Source organism: Methylophilus glucosoxydans (genome assembly GCF_042676145.1).
Classification (GTDB): Bacteria; Pseudomonadota; Gammaproteobacteria; order Burkholderiales; family Methylophilaceae; genus Methylophilus; species Methylophilus glucosoxydans.
In genome coordinates, this window is sequence record NZ_JBHTJW010000002.1 from 510,940 (window position 1) to 529,986 (window position 19,047).

12 protein-coding genes, 1 pseudogene and 1 riboswitch are annotated in these 19,047 nt (G+C 43.2%); of the genes and pseudogenes, 5 read left to right on the forward strand and 8 right to left on the reverse strand.

Annotated elements, in window-relative coordinates; genetic code table 11:
• Positions 1 to 44 precede the first annotated feature (44 nt).
• A riboswitch (guanidine-I (ykkC/yxkD leader) is annotated at positions 45 to 142 on the reverse strand.
• An 851-nt stretch (positions 143 to 993) separates the two neighbouring features.
• The gene (locus ACFQ1T_RS04895; RefSeq protein ID WP_379074475.1) at positions 994 to 2,670 is read left to right on the forward strand and encodes a phosphoethanolamine transferase; all 1,677 of its coding nucleotides are present in this window, start codon (positions 994 to 996) and stop codon (positions 2,668 to 2,670) included.
• Positions 2,671 to 2,672: 2 nt separating this feature from the next.
• Here ACFQ1T_RS04895 and ACFQ1T_RS04900 read toward each other — a convergent pair whose 3' ends face one another.
• Positions 2,673 to 4,019: a sensor histidine kinase gene (locus ACFQ1T_RS04900; protein ID WP_379074478.1), complete on the reverse strand. Its 1,347-nt coding sequence runs from the start codon at positions 4,017 to 4,019 to the stop codon at positions 2,673 to 2,675.
• Positions 4,020 to 4,682, reverse strand: a complete 663-nt coding sequence (locus ACFQ1T_RS04905) for a response regulator (RefSeq protein ID WP_379074481.1) — start codon at positions 4,680 to 4,682, stop codon at positions 4,020 to 4,022.
• Between the two features lie 87 nt (positions 4,683 to 4,769).
• On the opposite strand from ACFQ1T_RS04905, the gene ACFQ1T_RS04910 reads away from it, so the two are divergent.
• From ACFQ1T_RS04910 to ACFQ1T_RS04925, 4 genes and pseudogenes are all read left to right on the forward strand, one after another.
• On the forward strand, positions 4,770 to 6,113 hold the full coding sequence (locus ACFQ1T_RS04910; protein WP_379074484.1) for a TolC family protein: 1,344 nt from the start codon (positions 4,770 to 4,772) through the stop codon (positions 6,111 to 6,113).
• 10 nt (positions 6,114 to 6,123) lie between these two features.
• On the forward strand, positions 6,124 to 7,305 hold the full coding sequence (locus ACFQ1T_RS04915) for an efflux RND transporter periplasmic adaptor subunit (protein ID WP_379074487.1): 1,182 nt from the start codon (positions 6,124 to 6,126) through the stop codon (positions 7,303 to 7,305).
• Positions 7,306 to 7,318: 13 nt separating this feature from the next.
• Positions 7,319 to 10,378, forward strand: coding sequence for an efflux RND transporter permease subunit (locus ACFQ1T_RS04920; RefSeq protein ID WP_379074490.1), 3,060 nt, complete (start codon positions 7,319 to 7,321; stop codon positions 10,376 to 10,378).
• A 14-nt stretch (positions 10,379 to 10,392) separates the two neighbouring features.
• Positions 10,393 to 10,860 (forward strand): annotated as a pseudogene (locus tag ACFQ1T_RS04925) (integrase core domain-containing protein); the annotation flags it as partial.
• 257 nt (positions 10,861 to 11,117) lie between these two features.
• Here the strand turns inward: ACFQ1T_RS04925 and ACFQ1T_RS04930 are convergent.
• From ACFQ1T_RS04930 to ACFQ1T_RS04955, 6 genes are all read right to left on the reverse strand, one after another.
• Complete coding sequence (locus tag ACFQ1T_RS04930; protein ID WP_379074493.1) at positions 11,118 to 11,507, reverse strand: hypothetical protein; 390 nt, start codon at positions 11,505 to 11,507, stop codon at positions 11,118 to 11,120.
• A 79-nt stretch (positions 11,508 to 11,586) separates the two neighbouring features.
• Positions 11,587 to 12,459 (reverse strand): TniQ family protein, encoded by an 873-nt coding sequence (locus ACFQ1T_RS04935; RefSeq protein WP_379074496.1) that lies wholly within the window; start codon positions 12,457 to 12,459, stop codon positions 11,587 to 11,589.
• On the reverse strand, positions 12,456 to 14,198 hold the full coding sequence (locus ACFQ1T_RS04940) for a TnsD family Tn7-like transposition protein (RefSeq protein WP_379074499.1): 1,743 nt from the start codon (positions 14,196 to 14,198) through the stop codon (positions 12,456 to 12,458). The genes ACFQ1T_RS04935 and ACFQ1T_RS04940 overlap by 4 nt, the downstream gene beginning before the upstream one ends.
• Positions 14,195 to 15,646, reverse strand: a complete 1,452-nt coding sequence (locus tag ACFQ1T_RS04945) for an ATP-binding protein (RefSeq protein ID WP_379074502.1) — start codon at positions 15,644 to 15,646, stop codon at positions 14,195 to 14,197. The genes ACFQ1T_RS04940 and ACFQ1T_RS04945 overlap by 4 nt, the downstream gene beginning before the upstream one ends.
• Entirely contained in the window at positions 15,646 to 18,018 is a 2,373-nt protein-coding gene (locus ACFQ1T_RS04950) for a hypothetical protein (RefSeq protein WP_379074505.1), read from the reverse strand. Before ACFQ1T_RS04950 ends, ACFQ1T_RS04945 begins: the two co-directional genes overlap by 1 nt.
• Positions 18,008 to 18,934 carry a hypothetical protein gene (locus ACFQ1T_RS04955; protein WP_379074508.1) on the reverse strand — a complete coding sequence of 309 codons (927 nt, stop codon included), beginning with the start codon at positions 18,932 to 18,934 and terminating at the stop codon, positions 18,008 to 18,010. The genes ACFQ1T_RS04950 and ACFQ1T_RS04955 overlap by 11 nt, the downstream gene beginning before the upstream one ends.
• Between the last annotated feature and the right edge of the window lie 113 nt (positions 18,935 to 19,047).

The window sequence follows — 19,047 nt, forward strand, 5'->3', positions numbered from 1 at the left end:
GTAAATTATTCGGCAAGGGAGCAGCTAACATTCAAAATGTTGCTATCTCCCGGGCTTTTATCCCGCCGTGTAACCTCTTGGAGGTCGTCAGCTCTCGGACCAGCACTCACTCACGTAAGTCGGAACCCTAGCCAACCATTAGGTAATGCAGCGTTCATACCTGCTGCCCCACATGACTAAACTAGCAACTAATATGCCAGTCAGTAAATCCTTGTTTTAAATGGAATTCCTATAAAAGTGATCAATATTTATGCACTTCGATAGTGCGTTAAGTCCAAGTTTGGGCGTGATTAAAATCGTGCAATACGATAAAAATGCAATCATTCACTTGTAAATGACAGAGAAAATACTTTCAGAGAAAGTCAGCCTCACCTCACAAAGGCATGCTTACCAAGCGTCTCTATTCAAACTGATCAACTAGGAAAAAATAAAGCCCCAGAAGGTCCGGGGCTTTAGCGCAGGTGTTTGGTATCACCAAACAACGCTTTTAATATACAGGTTAATGTTTGCGACTTTTAGTTTATTGTCGCCAACGACTATTTGTTATTAAAAAATACGTAATCCTAGATATAGAAAACAATGGGTCGCTTAAGACGTGATATTAATTACTAATACTGAGTATACGTAATCCTGTCGATTTTTTCGCTGAATATCACTAAAGTTGAGCTAAAAAATACGTACCCCAGTTCTCGATGTTAACGCAAGTTGCTTGAGTTTCTTAGAGCAATCCAAGTAGCTGCATCATTATTAAACATAAGCAGGTATAAAACGATCGCCATGGGGTCGTCAGATCAAGCGTCAAGGGCTTGTGAAGTAACAACTATTTAAAGTGTAGAAATTAATTATGTAAACTGCAAAATTTGCATACAAAACTTCAAGTTTATGCAAGTTTTGCAGAAAAATTCAATCGAATATAAAATTAGTCATTCATAATCAATATCTTATAATTTGGAATAATTATTGCCAGTCCTTCCTCTAGAGAGGAAGATATTAATGGCAAACATAATAAAATCAAATTTTTCATATTTAACAGATAAGTCAGAAGTAACAGCAATCAGTCTGTGGGTTGTTTTTATAATGGTCAGTGGGAATTACTCACTGTTCCATGGCATTTCAAAAATATATCCACTTACGATACACAACATCCCCTTTCTAGTATCAATCTCCCTATTTTTCACATTCTTAACAGCAATCTTTTTTCTTTCTGTTTGCTTGGGGAAATATGCACGCTGGATCCTAGCCTTCTTAATAATTGTTTCCTCTCAAGCTGCGTATTACATGGATCACTTGGGTGTGATCATTGATACAGTAATGATTGATAACATCATACAAACGAACCGAAATGAAATCTCTGGTTTAATAACTAGCAGCTTAATTGGCAGGACATTTATTTTTGGCTTAATTCCGGCTTGGTGTGTGATTAAGTATTTTCCCAAAAATACCAACTTTAAGAATGAATTAATTTCCAGACTTAAAACCATAGGGTTTCTGATTTTAGGTGTCGTTGTTTTGGTGGTACCGTTTACAGCCGACTATGCGACATTCATCCGCGAGCACAAGATTGTTAGGTTTTATGCAAATCCAACCTATGCCACTTATTCATCGATTAAGTTTTTAACAAGTAAGTTGAGTGTAAAAACAAACAATGGGCCTTTAATCAATATTGCTGGCGATATAAAAAACCTTGACCTCGCAGATAGTAAAAAAGAGCTGATCATTATGGTTGTCGGTGAAACGGCGAGGGCCGATCGTTTCTCACTTAACGGTTATAAACGCGATACTAACCCTCGGCTATCAAAAGAAAATGTAGTTAGCTTCAGTAACGTATCCTCGTGTGGTACCTCAACATCAGTGTCAGTTCCTTGTATGTTCTCGTCTTTGGGGCGAGAACACTATGAAAAAGAAAAAGCTTTAGCTCAAAAGAATGTCCTTGATGTACTAAACGATCATGGAATAGCAGTTTTGTGGAGAGATAACAACTCTGACTCAAAAGGGGTTGCAACTCGTGTTCGTTACGAAGACTTTAAATCTCCAACCCTTAATCCTGTGTGCCATGGAGAATGCAGAGATATTGGTATGTTAAACAAACTGGATGATTATATTAATCAGAATAAAGGCAAAGATATATTTATTGTATTGCATCAAATGGGCAACCATGGCCCTGAGTATTATCGGCGCTACCCCAAAGAATTCGAAAAATTTAAACCAGCTTGCCAAACTGGTGAGTTGAGAGATTGCAGTAAGCAGGAAATTGACAATGCTTACGATAACGGTATTCTATATACGGATTACTTTTTATCAGAGGTCATAAACTTTCTAAAGAAACATGACGATAGATTCGAGACTGCAATGCTATATGTGGCAGACCACGGCGAGTCACTCGGTGAGCATGGGTTTTACTTGCATGCAGCGCCATACATGCTGGCCCCAAAAGAACAAAAGCATGTCCCTGCCATTTTATGGACAGGGAACAATTTTGATTACAACATTGACGATATTAAACCATTTAAAAACCAAGCGCTTTCACACGATGACTTATTCTGTTCAGTCATGATTGCATATGAGTTAGAGTCAGGTATGTGTGGAGGCAAGAATAAAATGCTAACCAAGAATAAGAACTTAAAGAACTACGCTATCTCTGATGAGAGTAACAGTGTTCGCATAGATTGAAATTAGAGGTCAACAGTAGACTCGAGGTCTGTATTAAAAATCACTTTAACAATCAGCCCTGTCGATTTAGGTTGTTTATTGATTAATATGATTTCAGCATGATGCTTCTGGGCGATCTCCTGAGCGATTGAAAGACCTAGCCCAGACCCAGATGCTTTGTCACTATGAGCGCGATAAAATCGCTCAAACACTTTGTGAATATCCTCTGGATGAATACCTGGTCCTGAGTCTTCAATTTCTATTTCAATGGCATGATGCTGTGATCTTATTTGAATATTAATCAATCCATCTTCGGGGGAATAGTTGATTGCGTTCACTAGAAGATTATTGAATAGAATCTCAATTTCATCAGCAACTCCAAAAATATGAACATCATCAGAGTAAGTCATGCCAACATCCAGTCTTTTTGCCATGTAGATAGATCGAAGATCATTCAATACCCTGACGATGAGCGCGTTCAAGTCTACTTTGCTAACTGATCCTGGTCGCGAATCAGGTTCGACCTTTGATAAGGTCAACAATTGTTCTACTAAACGTTCCATTCGACTAAGACTGTCAAAAACACGCGGTAGTCGATCTTGCAGTTCTTTTTGGTTAGCATGATTTAATGACGAGAGCTGTAGCCTCAAAGCGGTGACTGGCGTTCTTAGTTCATGGGCTGCATCGCTGGTAAATCTTTTTCTGAGCGTAATAAATGCATTCGCATTTTTCATCCAAACATTTAAAGATCGAATGATTGGAATCAACTCATTTGGCTGTTTATTTTCATTAAATAGATTCAGCTCATCCACATTTCTTTTGGCCATTTCTTCTGACATTACAGTCAGCGGCTTAAATGTTTTTTGAATGATTAACAACGTCACAATAATTAAAAAGGGCACCACCAGCAATTGGGGAATAATCAGCTTGATGGCTACATCTCGAATGGTTCGTTGGCGTAATTTATAGTCCTGAGCCACTACGCAAGTCAGACCCTCTTGGCTTAAGATAAAAATGCGCCAGCGTTTGTGATCTATCCATTCTGTAAATAGACCAGATTTGTCGGTTTTGGCTGCAAAGACGCCTCGATGCGATTGGTAAATAATCTGGTTATTTTGTTTAATCTGGATAAGATAATCTTGCTCTCCATGCAGCTTAGATTTTCTGAGTCCGGAAATGAAGTTCTCCTCAGGTGCCGCATTTTCAGCAAAATTCTCAATCATAGCCGATGCTAAATGCTCCATATTCGCGTCATATAGCTCCCCTAACTCGTCTTCTGCAGAGTGATAGGATAAAAAAGAAAGCAGCCCAATAATGAAGACGATGCCCAAAGAAAGATAAATAGTCAGTTCAAACTTAATAGAACGCATTTACTTTTCCTTTTTGTCAGGAAAGGCATAACCTATGCCTCGAATGGTCTGAATGATGTCAGGGCCAAATTTCTTGCGGATATGATGCACATGCACTTCAACCGCATTACTGTCGATCTCTTCACCCCAGCCATAGAGCTTCTCTTCCAATTGTGATTTAGAAAAAATCATTCCTGGCTGCGACATCAGGTGATACATGATTGCGAATGCTTTACTGGAAAGCCTGTGACTTAAAGCACCAGCAGATAACGTGTAATTTGCGGTATTTAATACCACGCCATTAATTTCAATCTGATTGGTGAGCCGTTCTTCTTTGCGCCTGAAAATAGCCCTCAGTCTGGCTTCCAGTTCTTCAATTGCAAATGGCTTGAGTACATAGTCATCTGCCCCGGCATCTAACCCCTCAATTCGGTGCTCTATTGCATCCCTGGCGGTAATGACGATCACAGGTGTTTGATTACCTGCCTTTCTGAATTCAGTAAGCCATTCAATCCCGTTTTTTTTGGGTAATCCAATGTCGAGCAAAATTGCATCGAATACCTCTTGCATGATTGCCTGTTCGGCCTGCATCGCATCCTTAGCCCAATATACGGCGTGCGCTCGCATAGCCTGTTGCAATCCTTCGCCTATCATCGCGTCGTCTTCCACCAGCAGAAGTTTCACTTTGCGTCTCTCCATGACATTTACGAGCAGATTAAACACTCAATCTTAAGGTTGCCTTAAGAAAAGCACTGCAAGATGCCGTCTAATATGATTAATTTCACACTCTTTATGAACCGAATAATCTGCACCAGGATTGCTTTGTCGTTCTTCGTAGCGCTGCTGACTGCCTGTCAGGGTCCACAGTCTATCAAACCTAAAGAACTCGTTGCCAATATCGTGTCCCAAGACCGGTCATTGCAATCAAAGCAACATGAGCAACTTAATGAAACAGATGAGTTTCTTTCTGAGTATGCTGCAGTCATACTCGCCTTGCGTAACAATCCTACTTTTCAAGCGCAATTAACAGAACTGGAGATTGCGCAGGCAGACTTGCAACTCGCCAGTCAAATCAGCAATCCTTCAGTATTTTATGCTTTTGGAGTAGCGAATAAACCTTATCGGTATGCCATAGAGTTTCCACTTGAGGCGTTATTGCTCAGGCCGTTACGACTTAAGCAAATGCAAGCTCAATCAAAACAGACGCAACTCCAATTAATGCAAACTGGATTCTCACTTGTGCGCGACGCGCGTGTCGCTTACGCACAAGCCGTTATTAGCCAGGAAAAAGTTAAAAGACTGGAGGAGGCTTTAAGTGTTAACAACACGATCACCCGATTAGCTAAAACTCGTGAGAATTTAGGGGATACCAGCGCTCAAGATTCGCTGATTGCAGAAAACGAAATGTTATTAGTCGAGCGAGACTTGCAATCTGCATGGATTGAAGCACGGATTGCGAATACACAACTCATGCATATGCTTAATCACGCAAATGAGACACGGAAGTTATCACTAAGCGATGCACTGTTACCTTCCTGTTCTGCGGAAGACATTAGCCAATTAAAAACTGCTGCGATCTCTAGCAGAGCAGATGTCCTTGCTGCTGAAGCTGCGATCATGGCTGTGAAAGAGAAGCGCCGTTTGAACGGGCTAAACTGGTTAGCGCCTGCTGCTATTGCAGATGCAACCAGTGGCCAAACCAATGGTCATGTTCTGGCGCCCGCCCTTAGATTCAATTTGCCTATCTTCAATCAAAACCAGGGACAGGTCGAACGTATTGATGCTGAGCTACTAAAAACCATGCACGAGGCTGAGGCGACCAAACTGAAGGCCTCCCTTGATATTCAAGTCAGTCAATTCAAATACCAGCGTGATTGCCAAGAGTGGCAACAGTTGCAGACGGCGTTACTTCCCAATTCAGTGCAAGTCATTCATGACGCTGAAACCGCCTATCAGAACGGTGAGATTGCTTATTTAAGTGTGCTGGAAAGCACCAGAAAATATCTCAATCTTAAACTGCGAGAGACCCAACTGAAAGCAGACATGATTCTGAGTTGGTCGGACCTCATGCGCAGCACCAGCACCTCCCAAAGTCTCACGATTAATCATCATTGAAAGAGAAGTCATGTCGATCAACCACCACATGATAGTCATCAAATCACATCGCTTTATAACATGCCTGTTAGGATTGTTGATGCTGTGCCCATTATTTGCTCTATCCGAAACAATCACTGCCAATGAAAATCAGTTCAATCAGGTCGAATTATCAAACAGTGCAATCAAGAAATTGGGATTGGAAGTAAGAGAAATACGCTCGGTAAAAGCACTTTCATCAAAACTATTTCCAGCACAAATCGGCTATGCGCCTCAAGCGCTCACTAATTACATTACTCCTTTTAATGGGTATGTCGACTTGAATGCTCATTTGCATTTGGGAGATAAGGTCAAAGCAGGACAACTGCTACTCAAAATCAAACCCGTGGTGACACCAGAAACTAGACTGAGTTTGCTAACCAACCTTTCAGATACGGAAGGACAACTCAAATCCTCGCAGGAACAAGTAGAAGCGAATCGCTTGGTATTTAACAGAGCCAGGCAGTTATTTATGCAGCACGTAGGCAGTCAAAAGAGTGTCGATGATGCACAAGCTAATTTAGCGATTGCAGAAACCAATCTCAATACCGTCAAGCAGAAACACGCGCTGCTGAAACAAGCCGTCGCAGAGGGCGCAAGCGGCGTATATGAGATTAAAGCAGCGAGAGACGGTGTCATTGCTAGTGTCAATTTTACTTCCGGCCAACTCTTGGCCGGAGGTAGTAAATTGCTGGATATCGTGAGTACCAATCAATTACTGATCACCGTTTTCGTTCCACAAGAGCAGATTAAAAATTTGCAATTAAACGATGCCTGGATTTCAGATGATACGGTAAGCGATAAAGAAATTCATTTAAAGAAAGTGATGCTGCCCCTAGATGCAGATCCGCAAACAGGGATGCGCAAGGTGATGTATATATCCTCGGATATAGAAGAGCTTGCCGTCATGCAAAAACTTAGTGTCAACATTTTTGAGCGAGCACCAAGACTGATGGCATTGGGCATACCCTGTTCGTCAATTGTGGTCGATATGTATGGAGGTGAATGGATTTACCTCAAAGAGGATGAAACGCATTTTCGGCGTGAACGAGTGTTTGTCTCAGACAAGACCTCAAACGCCTGTGTAGTTAAGAAGCCACATCTGACAGGACGATTTGTTGTGTCTCAGGGTGCTCAAGAATTATTTGCGCTTGAAACAGGCTACACGCATTAGGGCAGAACTGAATATGTTGAAAAAACTGACGACGCGGGCTATTCAGCTACGCCACCTTGTAATTGCCCTGGCAATCATGCTTATTTTGGCGGGATTGCGGTGGATTCCAGAAACGCCGATGGATGTCTTCCCTGAGTTTTCTCCAGTCAAAGTGGAGATACAAACTGAAGCACCAGGGCTATCGAGTCTGGAAACAGAACAACTGATCTCCATTCCTGTTGAGCATGCCATGAATGGAATTCCGCATCTTAAAACATTGCGTTCAAAGTCGGTGCTTGGCCTTTCATCTGTTGTCATGCTGTTTGAGCCCAACACCCAGATTGACGTGGCCAGACAGGCTGTACAAGAGAGACTATTGCTAGTTAGCCAGCGATTGCCTGCAACCGCTAAAACACCTGTAATGCTACCGCCCTTATCTTCGCTTTCCAGGGTATTAAAAATTGGCTTAACCTCAGGTCAACTATCCATCCAACAGTTAAGCACGAAAGCATTGTGGACAATACGACCTCGTTTGATGTCTATTCCAGGTGTGGCCAATGTTGCGATCTGGGGATTACGCGAGCCTGAACTGCATATTCAATTTAACCCGCTCAAACTTTCACAATACCAACTCTCTGTTTCCCAAGTCGGTCAACAAGTCACGTCTGCAATCAGTTCCGAGGGATCAGGTTACCTCGATACGGATCAGCAAAGACTGGCTGTCACTTATGACCGGCCCACAATCTCAAAAGAAGATTTTATGGACATGGTAGTGGGGATTAATAATGGCATCCCCATTAAGCTTGGGCAAGTAGCTGAGGTTGAGTGGCATCATGCGATGCCTATTGGCGATGCCGTCATCAATCGTGGAGACGGTTTGTTGTTGATTGTCGAAAAACATCCTGATGCCAACACGCTGAAAGTGACCGCAGACATTGATCGGGCGCTTAAAGAATTGAAGCCGGGTTTAAAAGATGTCACATTGGATGCCACCATCTTCAGGCCAGCATCGTTTATTGAGCAAGCCATCGACAACCTAAAACAAGCCATTCTGGTTGGCATTGCGTTAGTTGCAATCATTTTATTCTGGTTCTTACGCAAGCCCGGTCCAGCCGTGATTAGTCTGGTTGCCATTCCGGTATCTTTGGTCACCGCCATCTTAATTCTTACCTGGTTGGGAATATCAATTAATACCATGGTGCTTGCAGGTCTGGTGATTGCATTAGGTGAGGTCGTCGATGATTCGATTATTGATTTGGAGAATATACTGCGTGCGGTAGAAAAGAATCAAAACAGCCAGCATCCTAAATCTCTTCTGAAAGTGATTGTTCAAGCCTCTTATGAAGTGAGAGGCGCAGTGATCTATGCCACGCTTATTGTGATGTCAGTATTCATTCCGGTCTTTTTCCTTGAAGGCATTGCCGGTGCATTCTTTAAACCACTTGCATATGGCTATTTGTTAGCCATCTCAGCCTCACTGCTGGTAGCCCTCATATTGACACCCGCGCTGGCATATTGCCTATTGAAGAACACACGGCATATTCCTCACGCCAATTCACCAGAGCTTACCGTTGTGAACAAATGGTTATCTCGCATGTTGGAACAACCAAAAAAAGTCGTGCTCGGTGCGATGATTGGATTGTGTTTGATCATGTGTAGCATCCCATTTCTTGGTTCCGAATTCATACCGGCTTTTAAAGAGCGAGATTTTTTGATGCACTTTGTTTCGCGCCCAACGACATCCGTTGAACAGATGAAAAAAATGACTGTTCGTGCCAGTGAGGAGTTGATGCAAATCGATGGTGTCAGAAACTTGGGGGCACATATCGGGCGCACTGAAGTCGCTGATGAAGTGGTCGGTCCGAATTTTGGTGAGCTCTGGGTAAGCATTACTCCAAACGTCCCTTACGAAGAAACGGTGCAAAAAATCAATCAAACAATCTCTGGGTACACCGGCATTTTTACGGATGTACAAACCTATCTGAAGGAGCGCACTAAGGAGGTAATGTCTGGTAACAGTTCGAGTATCGTGATTAGATTATTTGGCGATGACTTGGAGACACTTAGAAGTAAAGCCGAAGAAATACGTCAAATAATAGCAACAGAGCCTGGCGTGATTGATCTGAAAGTTGAATCGCAAGTATTGGTGCCACAAATTCATGTGCGTATTAAAAATTCGCACGCTGCAAAATATGGAATCAATGAAGCTGAGATCAAGCAGGCACTGACTTTGATGACGCAAGGCAAAGTTCAGGGCGAAATATTGATGGATCAGGCAAGATTTAATGTGCGTCTCATCAGCAATCACCCAGTACGTGATAACTTGATGTCACTTAGACAGTTGCAAATATTAAGCCCAACAGGGGCAGTTGTGCAGCTATCGGATGTTGCTGATATCTATATTCAACCAACACCAAACGAGGTGAAACGAGAATCTGCTTCTCGAAAAATTGACATCTCTGCCAATGTGGCTGGAAAAGATAGTGGTGGCGTTGCCTCGTCTATTGAAAATAAGCTCTCACATATCAAGTTGCCAGATGGCTATTACATTAAATTCATGGGCGAGTACGCAGAGCAGAGAACTGCAACTAAAACGCTGATTGCATACACATCCTTGGCACTTCTGGTTGTTTTTATACTGATTAAAACATCTCTTAAATCAGTACGATTAACGCTGATGTTGTTTGCAATGCTTCCTTTTGCGATTGCTGGTGGTGTTCTGGGAATATGGTTTTCCGGGGGAGTGACATCTCTCGGCGCCATGATCGGATTAATCGCCGTGATTGGGATTGCAGCTAGAAATGGCATTTTGATTATTTCAAATGTTCAGCAACAGTCCCAGAATTCCGCGATAACAAAGGAAATTCTAATATCCGCCATATCAAGCCGCACTAGAGCAATCGCCATGACAAGTTTAGCAACAACCATGGCTTTAATGCCGATCATATTTAAAGGGCCAATTTCAGGATATGAAATTGAGTACCCGTTGGCTTTGGTTGTTGTCAGTGGTTTGTTGTTTGCGGTGATGGCCAATGTAGTTTTGATGCCGTCTCTACTGTTGATTACGAAGAGCCGGAATGGGACATCTCTTTAAAATTAGTTTGAGATTACAGCAAGGTCGTGCATTGCAAGCTCTACACTACGAAAATGCCGATTACATCTGCCGACTTGCTCAACGACAAAGTGCTGCCGTTCTATACCAGCCAAGGCCTGCCAATGCTGCGAATTCTGACTGACCGTGGTACCGAGTATTGCGGAAAAGTAGAACAGCATGATTACCAGCTCTATCTGGCAATCAATGACATCGACCATACCAAAACCAAGGCCATGTCACCGCAAACTAACGGTATCTGCGAACGCTTCCATAAAACAATACTGCAGGAGTTTTACCAAATCACCTTCCGCAAGAAGCTCTATGAGGATATTAATAGCTTGCAGAAAGATCTGGACGATTGGCTGGATTATTACAATAATGAAAGAACTCATCAGGGCAAGATTTGCAACGGCAGAACGCCGATGGAAACTTTGCTCAGTGGGAAATTGATTTGGGATGGCAAAAACCTGAACCAAATCTAACCTGACAGACACCCACTAAAACTCGGTAACTGTCAGATCAGGTCTGAGCTAGTACATAATTTTTGCTTCATACTTTCACTTTCACAAGAGATGCTAGAAGTAGGTTTTTTTAACTTTCAACGCTTTTTGCTCAACTCAAGTCTTCGCTTTATATTTCTTTTTCTAAGTATGTATGCACCAGTGATTGCTGCGATGGTTGATATTATTGTTATTACAAGAATAATGTAGGCAAGGGTAAGCATGTTTTAACACCAATGTTAAGGACGGTCTTCATGGTCTTTCCTGAGTTCTTCAATCATTGCTTTACCTTTGTCTGAGAAAATATCATAAAAATCCTCCCATGTTTCAAAGCTAAGCCGCTTAGAAGGTTCCTGAAATACTCCATCATCTAAAGCTTTCATTTCTTTAGCCCAACGCTTCATAACTTGTTCACATGACTCTACGCTAATTTGAACGGTAAAAGTTTCATCTTCATTTTTTGTATGGTGTGTATGGTGGGATTCGTAGGCATTAGGAAAAATTAAATTATGTTTGTTCTTATCGGTGATTTTGGAAATAAGTGCCTTAAGTTCGACTGCCTCAGCACTGCTCTTAGATAGCTTTAGCTTGATTTTAGTGATGAGTTTTGTCCAAAGTGTTGAAATCATTTCTCACTCTCTGCATGATTATTTATTGAGTTTAGCCCTATTGCCGTGACCTTTGGATCTACAAGACAAGTGCGTTTCTTTAAACCGCATAATCTTTCAAATTTATATTTGGATCTATTGCAGCTATGACCAGCAAATAATTGAAAATATCGAGATGACTGTAATGTCTGGTTAGAAAACCTCGCATAGTTCTACTGTCGGAATAATGATTTTCCCTCTTTCGCCAGTAATCAAAGTATTTACATAACCAAACCGTTGGGTAGGTTTGAGCCAAATATTCGCTTAAATGAATACTCCCATTTCTTTTTGTAGTGTTGATGCTAAGCTCTCCCGCCAGCATCCTCAAATGTGGAGTAAGAGTGTTTCGGTTCAAATAGATTTCGTTAGTCTGAAAGTCTTCACATAACTCGAAAAATCTTAGCGCGGCAGAGCACTTTAATATTGAGGCATCAACGTTTACAGCTGAGATGTAATCATCCGAACGGATCACATTCGGCATGGTTCTGAAATACCGATCCCGGCGCACTTGTATTAAAAGCTCCCTATGCTTTAAACAAAACTCTAAACCATGTAGCTGATGTGTCACTCTCCAATAACTGTATCCATGATATTCAACATCTTCTTGACAGCATGATCTACAAAAGTAATTTTCCTCCTTGAAGAAGGAGGGGGTATTAAAGTATATATACCCTAACTTCGTAGGATTTTTTAATTGATGCTTATGCCTTAGGAGATGAATTAAGCTATGGTGTTTCAGCAGATACGCCTGAGGCATACGTACTATTTTTGAAATCACATCATTAAAGCCCGAAGGTATCTGGTTATTTTTTGAAGCCTTAACCTCATCATTAACATAAAGTAGAAAGTCACTAATTTTTAAACCATTGATTGAACTCAATCTCACCAAGTAACCGTGTATGAGTTCATCAGGTAGTATGGCAGGAACAATCATCCGCTACCTCCTACTCTCAAGTCGAACTTTTCAATTGAGTTGGTTTGCAGCATCACTAGTTTTTCTGAAATCCACTTTTTTGACAGTGGTAGCCTCTCTAATCTCGGTGTGAAGTTCAGCGTTGGAAGGCGGCGAAGAAAGATATTGGGCGTCTGGCGTTCCCAGCTATCTATGATAAATACATCTAGTTGCATCAAGGCGGAGAGGCATATCTGATCACGCTTAACCCAATCAATACGGTCTTTGCTTGGACTTTTGGTTCTAACTAACCTGCCTTTTGGGAGTAGTGCTAGTTGTGACTTTAACCATGACAAGTCATGTTTAAGTAGCCATTTATATGAGGTGAGGATCTCACCCCGGATTTCATTGGCACTGTATTCAGGATATTGCTTTCTTACTTCACAAAACTGCTGTCTCCTTAATTCAAGCGAATTCTTAAATTTGCTTTCCTGCCAAGCAGTTTTAATGTCGGGTTGGCTGTTTAAAATTCTGTCGATAGAAGATTTTGAGAGTTGTGTGAGGGACTGCACCTCGACCAATGGTTTGCCCGCCTCCAGTAGCCTCAACACCTCAGCCACTTTCTCAGAGGTCAGCACTTTGGGTCGTTTTTTTATTTGGGCCAAGCCGGATTTTTCTAACAACCTCATCAGGGTTTGAATGTCATAGCAATATTGACTGGCTAGGCTTCTAAGCGATGCTCCATTGTTGTATTGCTGGGCGATGACAATCAGCCTGTCATCGACTGCATGCAATGAATGTTCTTCTTCACCGCGTATCTGAAGATCCAGTTGGAACTGGCTTTCCCAAGCATATGTGGCACTGAAGAGTTCCCAATTGCCGAACAGAAATTCAATCAAGAGAATATGCGCTAGCGTTAAATGATGACCCCTTGGTTTTCTGATGAGTTTTAGGAAGTGAGGGATATTGTCAGCAAGTAACAAGCGCTGATAAGGGGGGATCTGTTTTAACTGTCTGAAATACTGTTCAAACCTCTCTAAAAAATCCTCCACCCTGATGCGTCCAGCCTTGGTCAGTAAACCCTGTTCCCTCAATCCATGTTGATATGTGAAATGCAGTTGCAGAGCATCAAAACCACCAGGTAACTGATCAACCAACAAATGGTTTGAGATGTCTGTAATTGCTTTTAACACACTGGCTTTATTCAATGGAGAGATGGCTTGTTCGATTACCGCACGAGAGGGCACGATGAAAGCATTTTTTTGAAGTCCGACAGACCTGAAGGGAATCGTCCAAAGCCCAGTAGAATGCTTGTGACATAGATGCGCGCTAGGTAGCTGATGTTCTCGATGCCAATACGAATAGCCCAGGGTATCCATATCTTCATCCCTACACGCCGGGCAGAACTTCAAATCTGAAGAGTCCCTGTAATGGGCTGGCGCAATCCCTAGTTTGAATTTAAGGGTTTCAACGGAATCACCCTGCATAACCTGAATGCATTCTCCAGTAAGAGACTGTCGGCGGAAAGCAAGAAAGTATGGCAGGGAGGTATGTCCGAGTGCGATATCCTCTGGATGACCAAAAGCATAAGACGTTGAACGGCAAAATGCATCGAGGTGTGAGGGGAAATCTAAGCGACAACCGGCAGAACCATTTTGCATGAGCACCTGACTGAGCCTGTATCCAGATATCGCTCCATTGAGAACCTGCGTTGTGCTCATCCACGAGAAGAAGGTCATGTCTTTGTGAAGACTGGGAAGTATCAATGAATTCGATTTCATGACTCTGCCGCGTCCTTGAGCTTCATCAGCTGGTTCAGGTTATTCTGGACATGTCCTTCACGGCGCATATCATCGGGCGATAGCGTACGCTTCAAATGGGCTGCATGCGCCTGAGTCGTCTTCTTACGCGTCTCCTGACTTTTGAATTTAGATTGTTCACTGAGGGTTCTAGGCGGCTTCTTTTTAGTCGTTGGGGGTTCAACTGCTGTTATCGTATCTATGTGCGAGTCTGATGGCATCAGGCTCGGTTGCCAGTGACGCCTGTAAAAATTCGAATCTACATCCGGATACAGCGTTAAAAGATCAGCATTCTTGAAATGGAAGCCATTGACGAAATTCCTGATGGAGTCGTAGTGAATGCTGTTGAAGACCGCCTCTATATCTTCTGGGGCTACCATTGGCTTTGCCGTAATCAAGCAGTGCGATTGGGCTTGGGTCCAGAGTGAGTGCGCAAGTCGGGCCACACCCCCACTGCAGCGATAGAGCATTTCAGAGCAAGCAGCAGGATTTGCTACCGGTTCGTCTAGAAGATAGAACCTCATGACACCCCGGTCACACATTGCGTTCCAGTCAGCTTCCCAGCCAGGTTCGTCTAACGCGCCTATCGGATGCGCATGTATCGGGTTGGTTATCAATAACCTGGTGATGTCCTGCGAGTAAGAAACCCAATCCATGGCGCGTTCATTTCCAGTGAGCACTATCGGAATTCCGCTATTGATTAATGACAGCAAGAAGGTTTGCATCAAATCAGCGCTACTGTTTTTAACCAGATTTCTTAGCTGAATTTCATCGATGAAGATAATCCCGGTAAAGTGTGCGAGTAGGCGTTGTATGGTGGCGACTGCAAGCGTTTCGACAGTTTTGTGTGCGCGTGGAAGAGTGGTGCCATAGTCTGTACCAAGCAGGCTATCCAGCTTCATCAATATGGCCGTAAGGAAGCCTTTTCTACTGCCGTCATGAGACATATCAACATGAAAATACACCAGTTGCTTGATACTTACCCAACCCGCCGCATCATTTCTACCATGTTCAATGACCTGCTGGAAACAATTGGAAAAATGTTGATATGTGACTGTTTTTCCTGTGCCGGCAGGCCCCTTGAACACATTGGCTGAAATACCAGTCAAAAGAGGCTTTTCGAATGGCTTGTCTCTGTTAGGGTCTGCATTGAGCGCTTCCCAGTACAGTCGGCGATTTTCTGCTCGCAACGGGTTACGGTTGCTCAAACTACCTACCATCATTGAATACCAAGTCAGGGCAGCCATCAGAGTTTGCGTGGTAGGTTTGAGCATGACTTGAGGCGTTGCCAGGAGTATCTTTTTTTGCATGAAATTCAATTTGGAAACATCCACATCCTTCAATGGATTATGGGTCAGTGCCGCATGGAGATCTTTCGGATCATTGAACATGGGCACAAGGTCCAATAGCGGATTAGGTTCACCAAACATTAATCATCCTCCGCAATAATGGCATTAAGGAGGTTGCGCATCTTACGACTGGAAAAATCCCTATCCAACCGCTGTGACGGATTCAACACAGGTGGTGTCTGATTAATCAGAGGTGGTTGATTGGCAACCACCTCTGGCAAAGGCATAGTTTCTGGAGCAACATCTGCTAGTGCTTCGACAGGGATCACTATGCCATGCTTCAGCAACGGCCTTTCCTTTTGTCGATTTTCATTCCTACCCTTGGCAATTTGTGATTTAGATAAAGGGGGATTGACCGCTATATCCGCCTGATAAGCTTTCTTGGCATTGTTGCCGGTTACCTCAATACGATGATCCAACACAGTGACCAGTTGCTCATTGTCCTCGTCTTCAAAGTGATGTCGCACTGCGTCCTGATTTTGCATATCCATGTGATCATCCAGCGTGTATTCCTTGAAGTCTTCCTCCCAAGCGACCTGATACAGCGTGTATGTCTTACCCGTTTGTACATCCAGGTAAAAAATCTTGTCCAGGCAATAAGGGTTGTGAAAGAAGGTGGCGTCGAAGTTTTCGGGCGAACCTTTCCTGGCCGTTTTGGCGCGCGTGAATTTCTCCACCATGATCGGGTCATTTGATACAAAACGTAAGGATCCAATAAACTCTCTTCGATTGGCCTTAGGGTTATGAAGTTTTACGCCCTTGGCTGTAAATGTGCCTTTAATCGGCATTGAGAACTTGATGACAAAGTCATCAAAATGGATGCCATTACTGTTAAATCTGCCTTGTCGCATGGCTAGGCGTGTCAGGTTCAACCGGCTCAACTTCAATCCCTTATCCAGTATTTCCTGCCGCATATTCAAACTTGGGGTGATATGGGTCAACGATTTGGTGTTATGAACATGTATTGCACGTGCAATGTCCCTGATCCCCTCAATGATTGTAATGCGCGCTTCTAACTCAGGCTTTATATCCCCTCGATCCGTTTTTTTGCCACGTGTAGTGCCTGGTTCCTTGTGGTCTACTGATCTGTGTAACGAGTGATGGGCAGTCTCCACTATAGAGTTTAAGTCGGATCTTGCAACCGGTACATATCTCATACCACCATTAAGTGCGGTGATTGAGTCTATAATTTCCATTGTTCTGGCTTCGGTGTTATCTGCATTGAACGTGTCAAATTTCAACCCAAGCCAATCTTCAGAAGGAATTTCATCTTCAAGTCCCAACCACTTCAGCCAGTCTGACTTCTCTGAACCGGCATGCAAAATAGCAAGTTTGACAGTCTCCGTACTAGAAGCCTCAGTACCCATGTAGAAACCTGCAATGTAGCCATACAAGCTGTCTACAACGAGTATCCTGTTCATCAAGCCAATCCGCGTCTGTCGATTCAACATAGAAACAAAATGCACATCAGTGGATGTCGAGTCGATAGAGGCAACTTGTCCGACAGCGACGATGCCATCTTGAGCCGTACCAAGTAAAGCGCGGTCAAACCGAGCCAATTGTTGTGAATTCAAATGCCTTGTCATTAAGTTCAGGCCACTATATTTTTGCCCCCATCTTTCGAATTGAGACTTTGTAGGTCGCAAGAATTTTGGATAGAGTTCAGGTGTCACCTGTCCATTAGGTGACTGGACCGGGGTTGAATAAAAGTGACGCCACATATCACTCAATGCCTTATTTATAGAGTTCTTGCCATGGGCATAGTGTTTCATGCAATAGCCACAAATCTCTTTGTCTCTTTGCGTCATGACGAAGCCTTCAACACCTTTGATGCCATTTTTTGTAGGGGAATTGCGTGCGCCAGATTTCTTTGTTTGCTTTTTCTCCTTACCTCTACCGCCTCTTTGACTGAAGTATGGTGTCAGGGCATTGGGGGTACTGCCCTCGGCAAAAAATTGGTAAATGAGCTGAACAACGGCTGCTTTAGCTTGCTTTTGATTTTGTGTTTTGCCATGCTTGGTGAGGTAATTCGCTACAATCTCATTCCTCAGTTGAGGGTCTAGCAGTACAGAGTAGTCCATCCCTTCAGGGACTAACGCGTTGAGAATAACCAGTCTCTCCCGTCTGGCAACGACCGCAGGGCATGGACTACTACCATATTTCCTATCCAGCTCCTCATCAGACAAAAGAACATCAGCTCGGCTTTTAATTCCAAGATGGTGAAGAGCAATGTTGTTCTGATCAATTTCATCATTTATTGCTGCTACGGTAATTATTATTGGTTGCAAGTAGTAATTACGGTTATGTCTCTGCTGTGGGGTTGCCTGGATACAAATCACAGTCCCAGATTCGAGATTAAGCATTAATATGCGCATTAGCCCCTTGATGAGCTTACTCGACTGATTAACGGGGCTGATCGCCATGCCAGGAAAGATATTGTGTTTATTCTTCACCGTGATGGCCCTCCAGAATTCTACGAATCTTGGCTATCAATTCTCGGCCACCAGCTTTAGGTATACGTCTGGCTACCAGGGTTTCCGCAAGATTGACGTCTATGACTTGATGCCAGAGAAGATGATTTTGGATTAGAGTGCTGGTATCTTGATTGCACTTGTAGTCTTGCTGGAGCACGAGTTGGGTGAACTCAATGGCCTCATCCTGTAGCTTGTGAGCATGCTTATCAAGAAATGCCTGCATGATCCTGTTGGCGGGATGATGAACAGGAATCACTGCACTGCCACGAAAATTGTCCAGATTGGCGAATAATGCTTTGGGAAAAGCGTCATCGTCGCCCCAGATATAATGCATGCCAATAACTTTGCAGTAATTGCGCTCAATTTCCAGTTTTTCACTCACTCTACTTAATGAAATCCCCTGATCTGTGCTGACCTGACTGACAGGTTTAACAGAGATCATTGCACTCGACTTAAGCGGATCTTTCACCCAGGGCAGATGTAGGCACATGTCCATGCTCCAGATGAAGGGGATGTTTGTCCCCGGATATACGCCAGGAGTGATCCCTATCACTTCGCATATGTTATTTGTGCCCATGGCATGGGGAAGAAAGCGATCTATGGCAACGTTTCGACCACACTCTGGATGCGGATGGTCCCACGGCCAAATCGGAAATTGCTCCCGTATTTCCGCGCCAGCCCATGCAAATGCAAGTGCCAAATTGTATTCACTCAAACTTAGGAAATGCGATGCTCTTGACAATGGTGGAATGGACTTCGTGCACTGCGTAGATACTTTCGAAGTATTCCATCGCTCCAGTTTGATCCATGGCCGATAATCATTTCCAAAGCCTGTTCCTTCTTTGTCCGCAATCTTTTTCGCCAAATAGTCCCATTTAATTTTTGGTCTAGGCATAGCGCTCCCCTGATATCCCTCTCAAAGCTATTAAAAACTTTTCCAGAGTGATCAAAGAGAAGCAGTGGGCTTCAATATTCATCATCGTCAAATCTCGGCCAAGGCGCATCGCT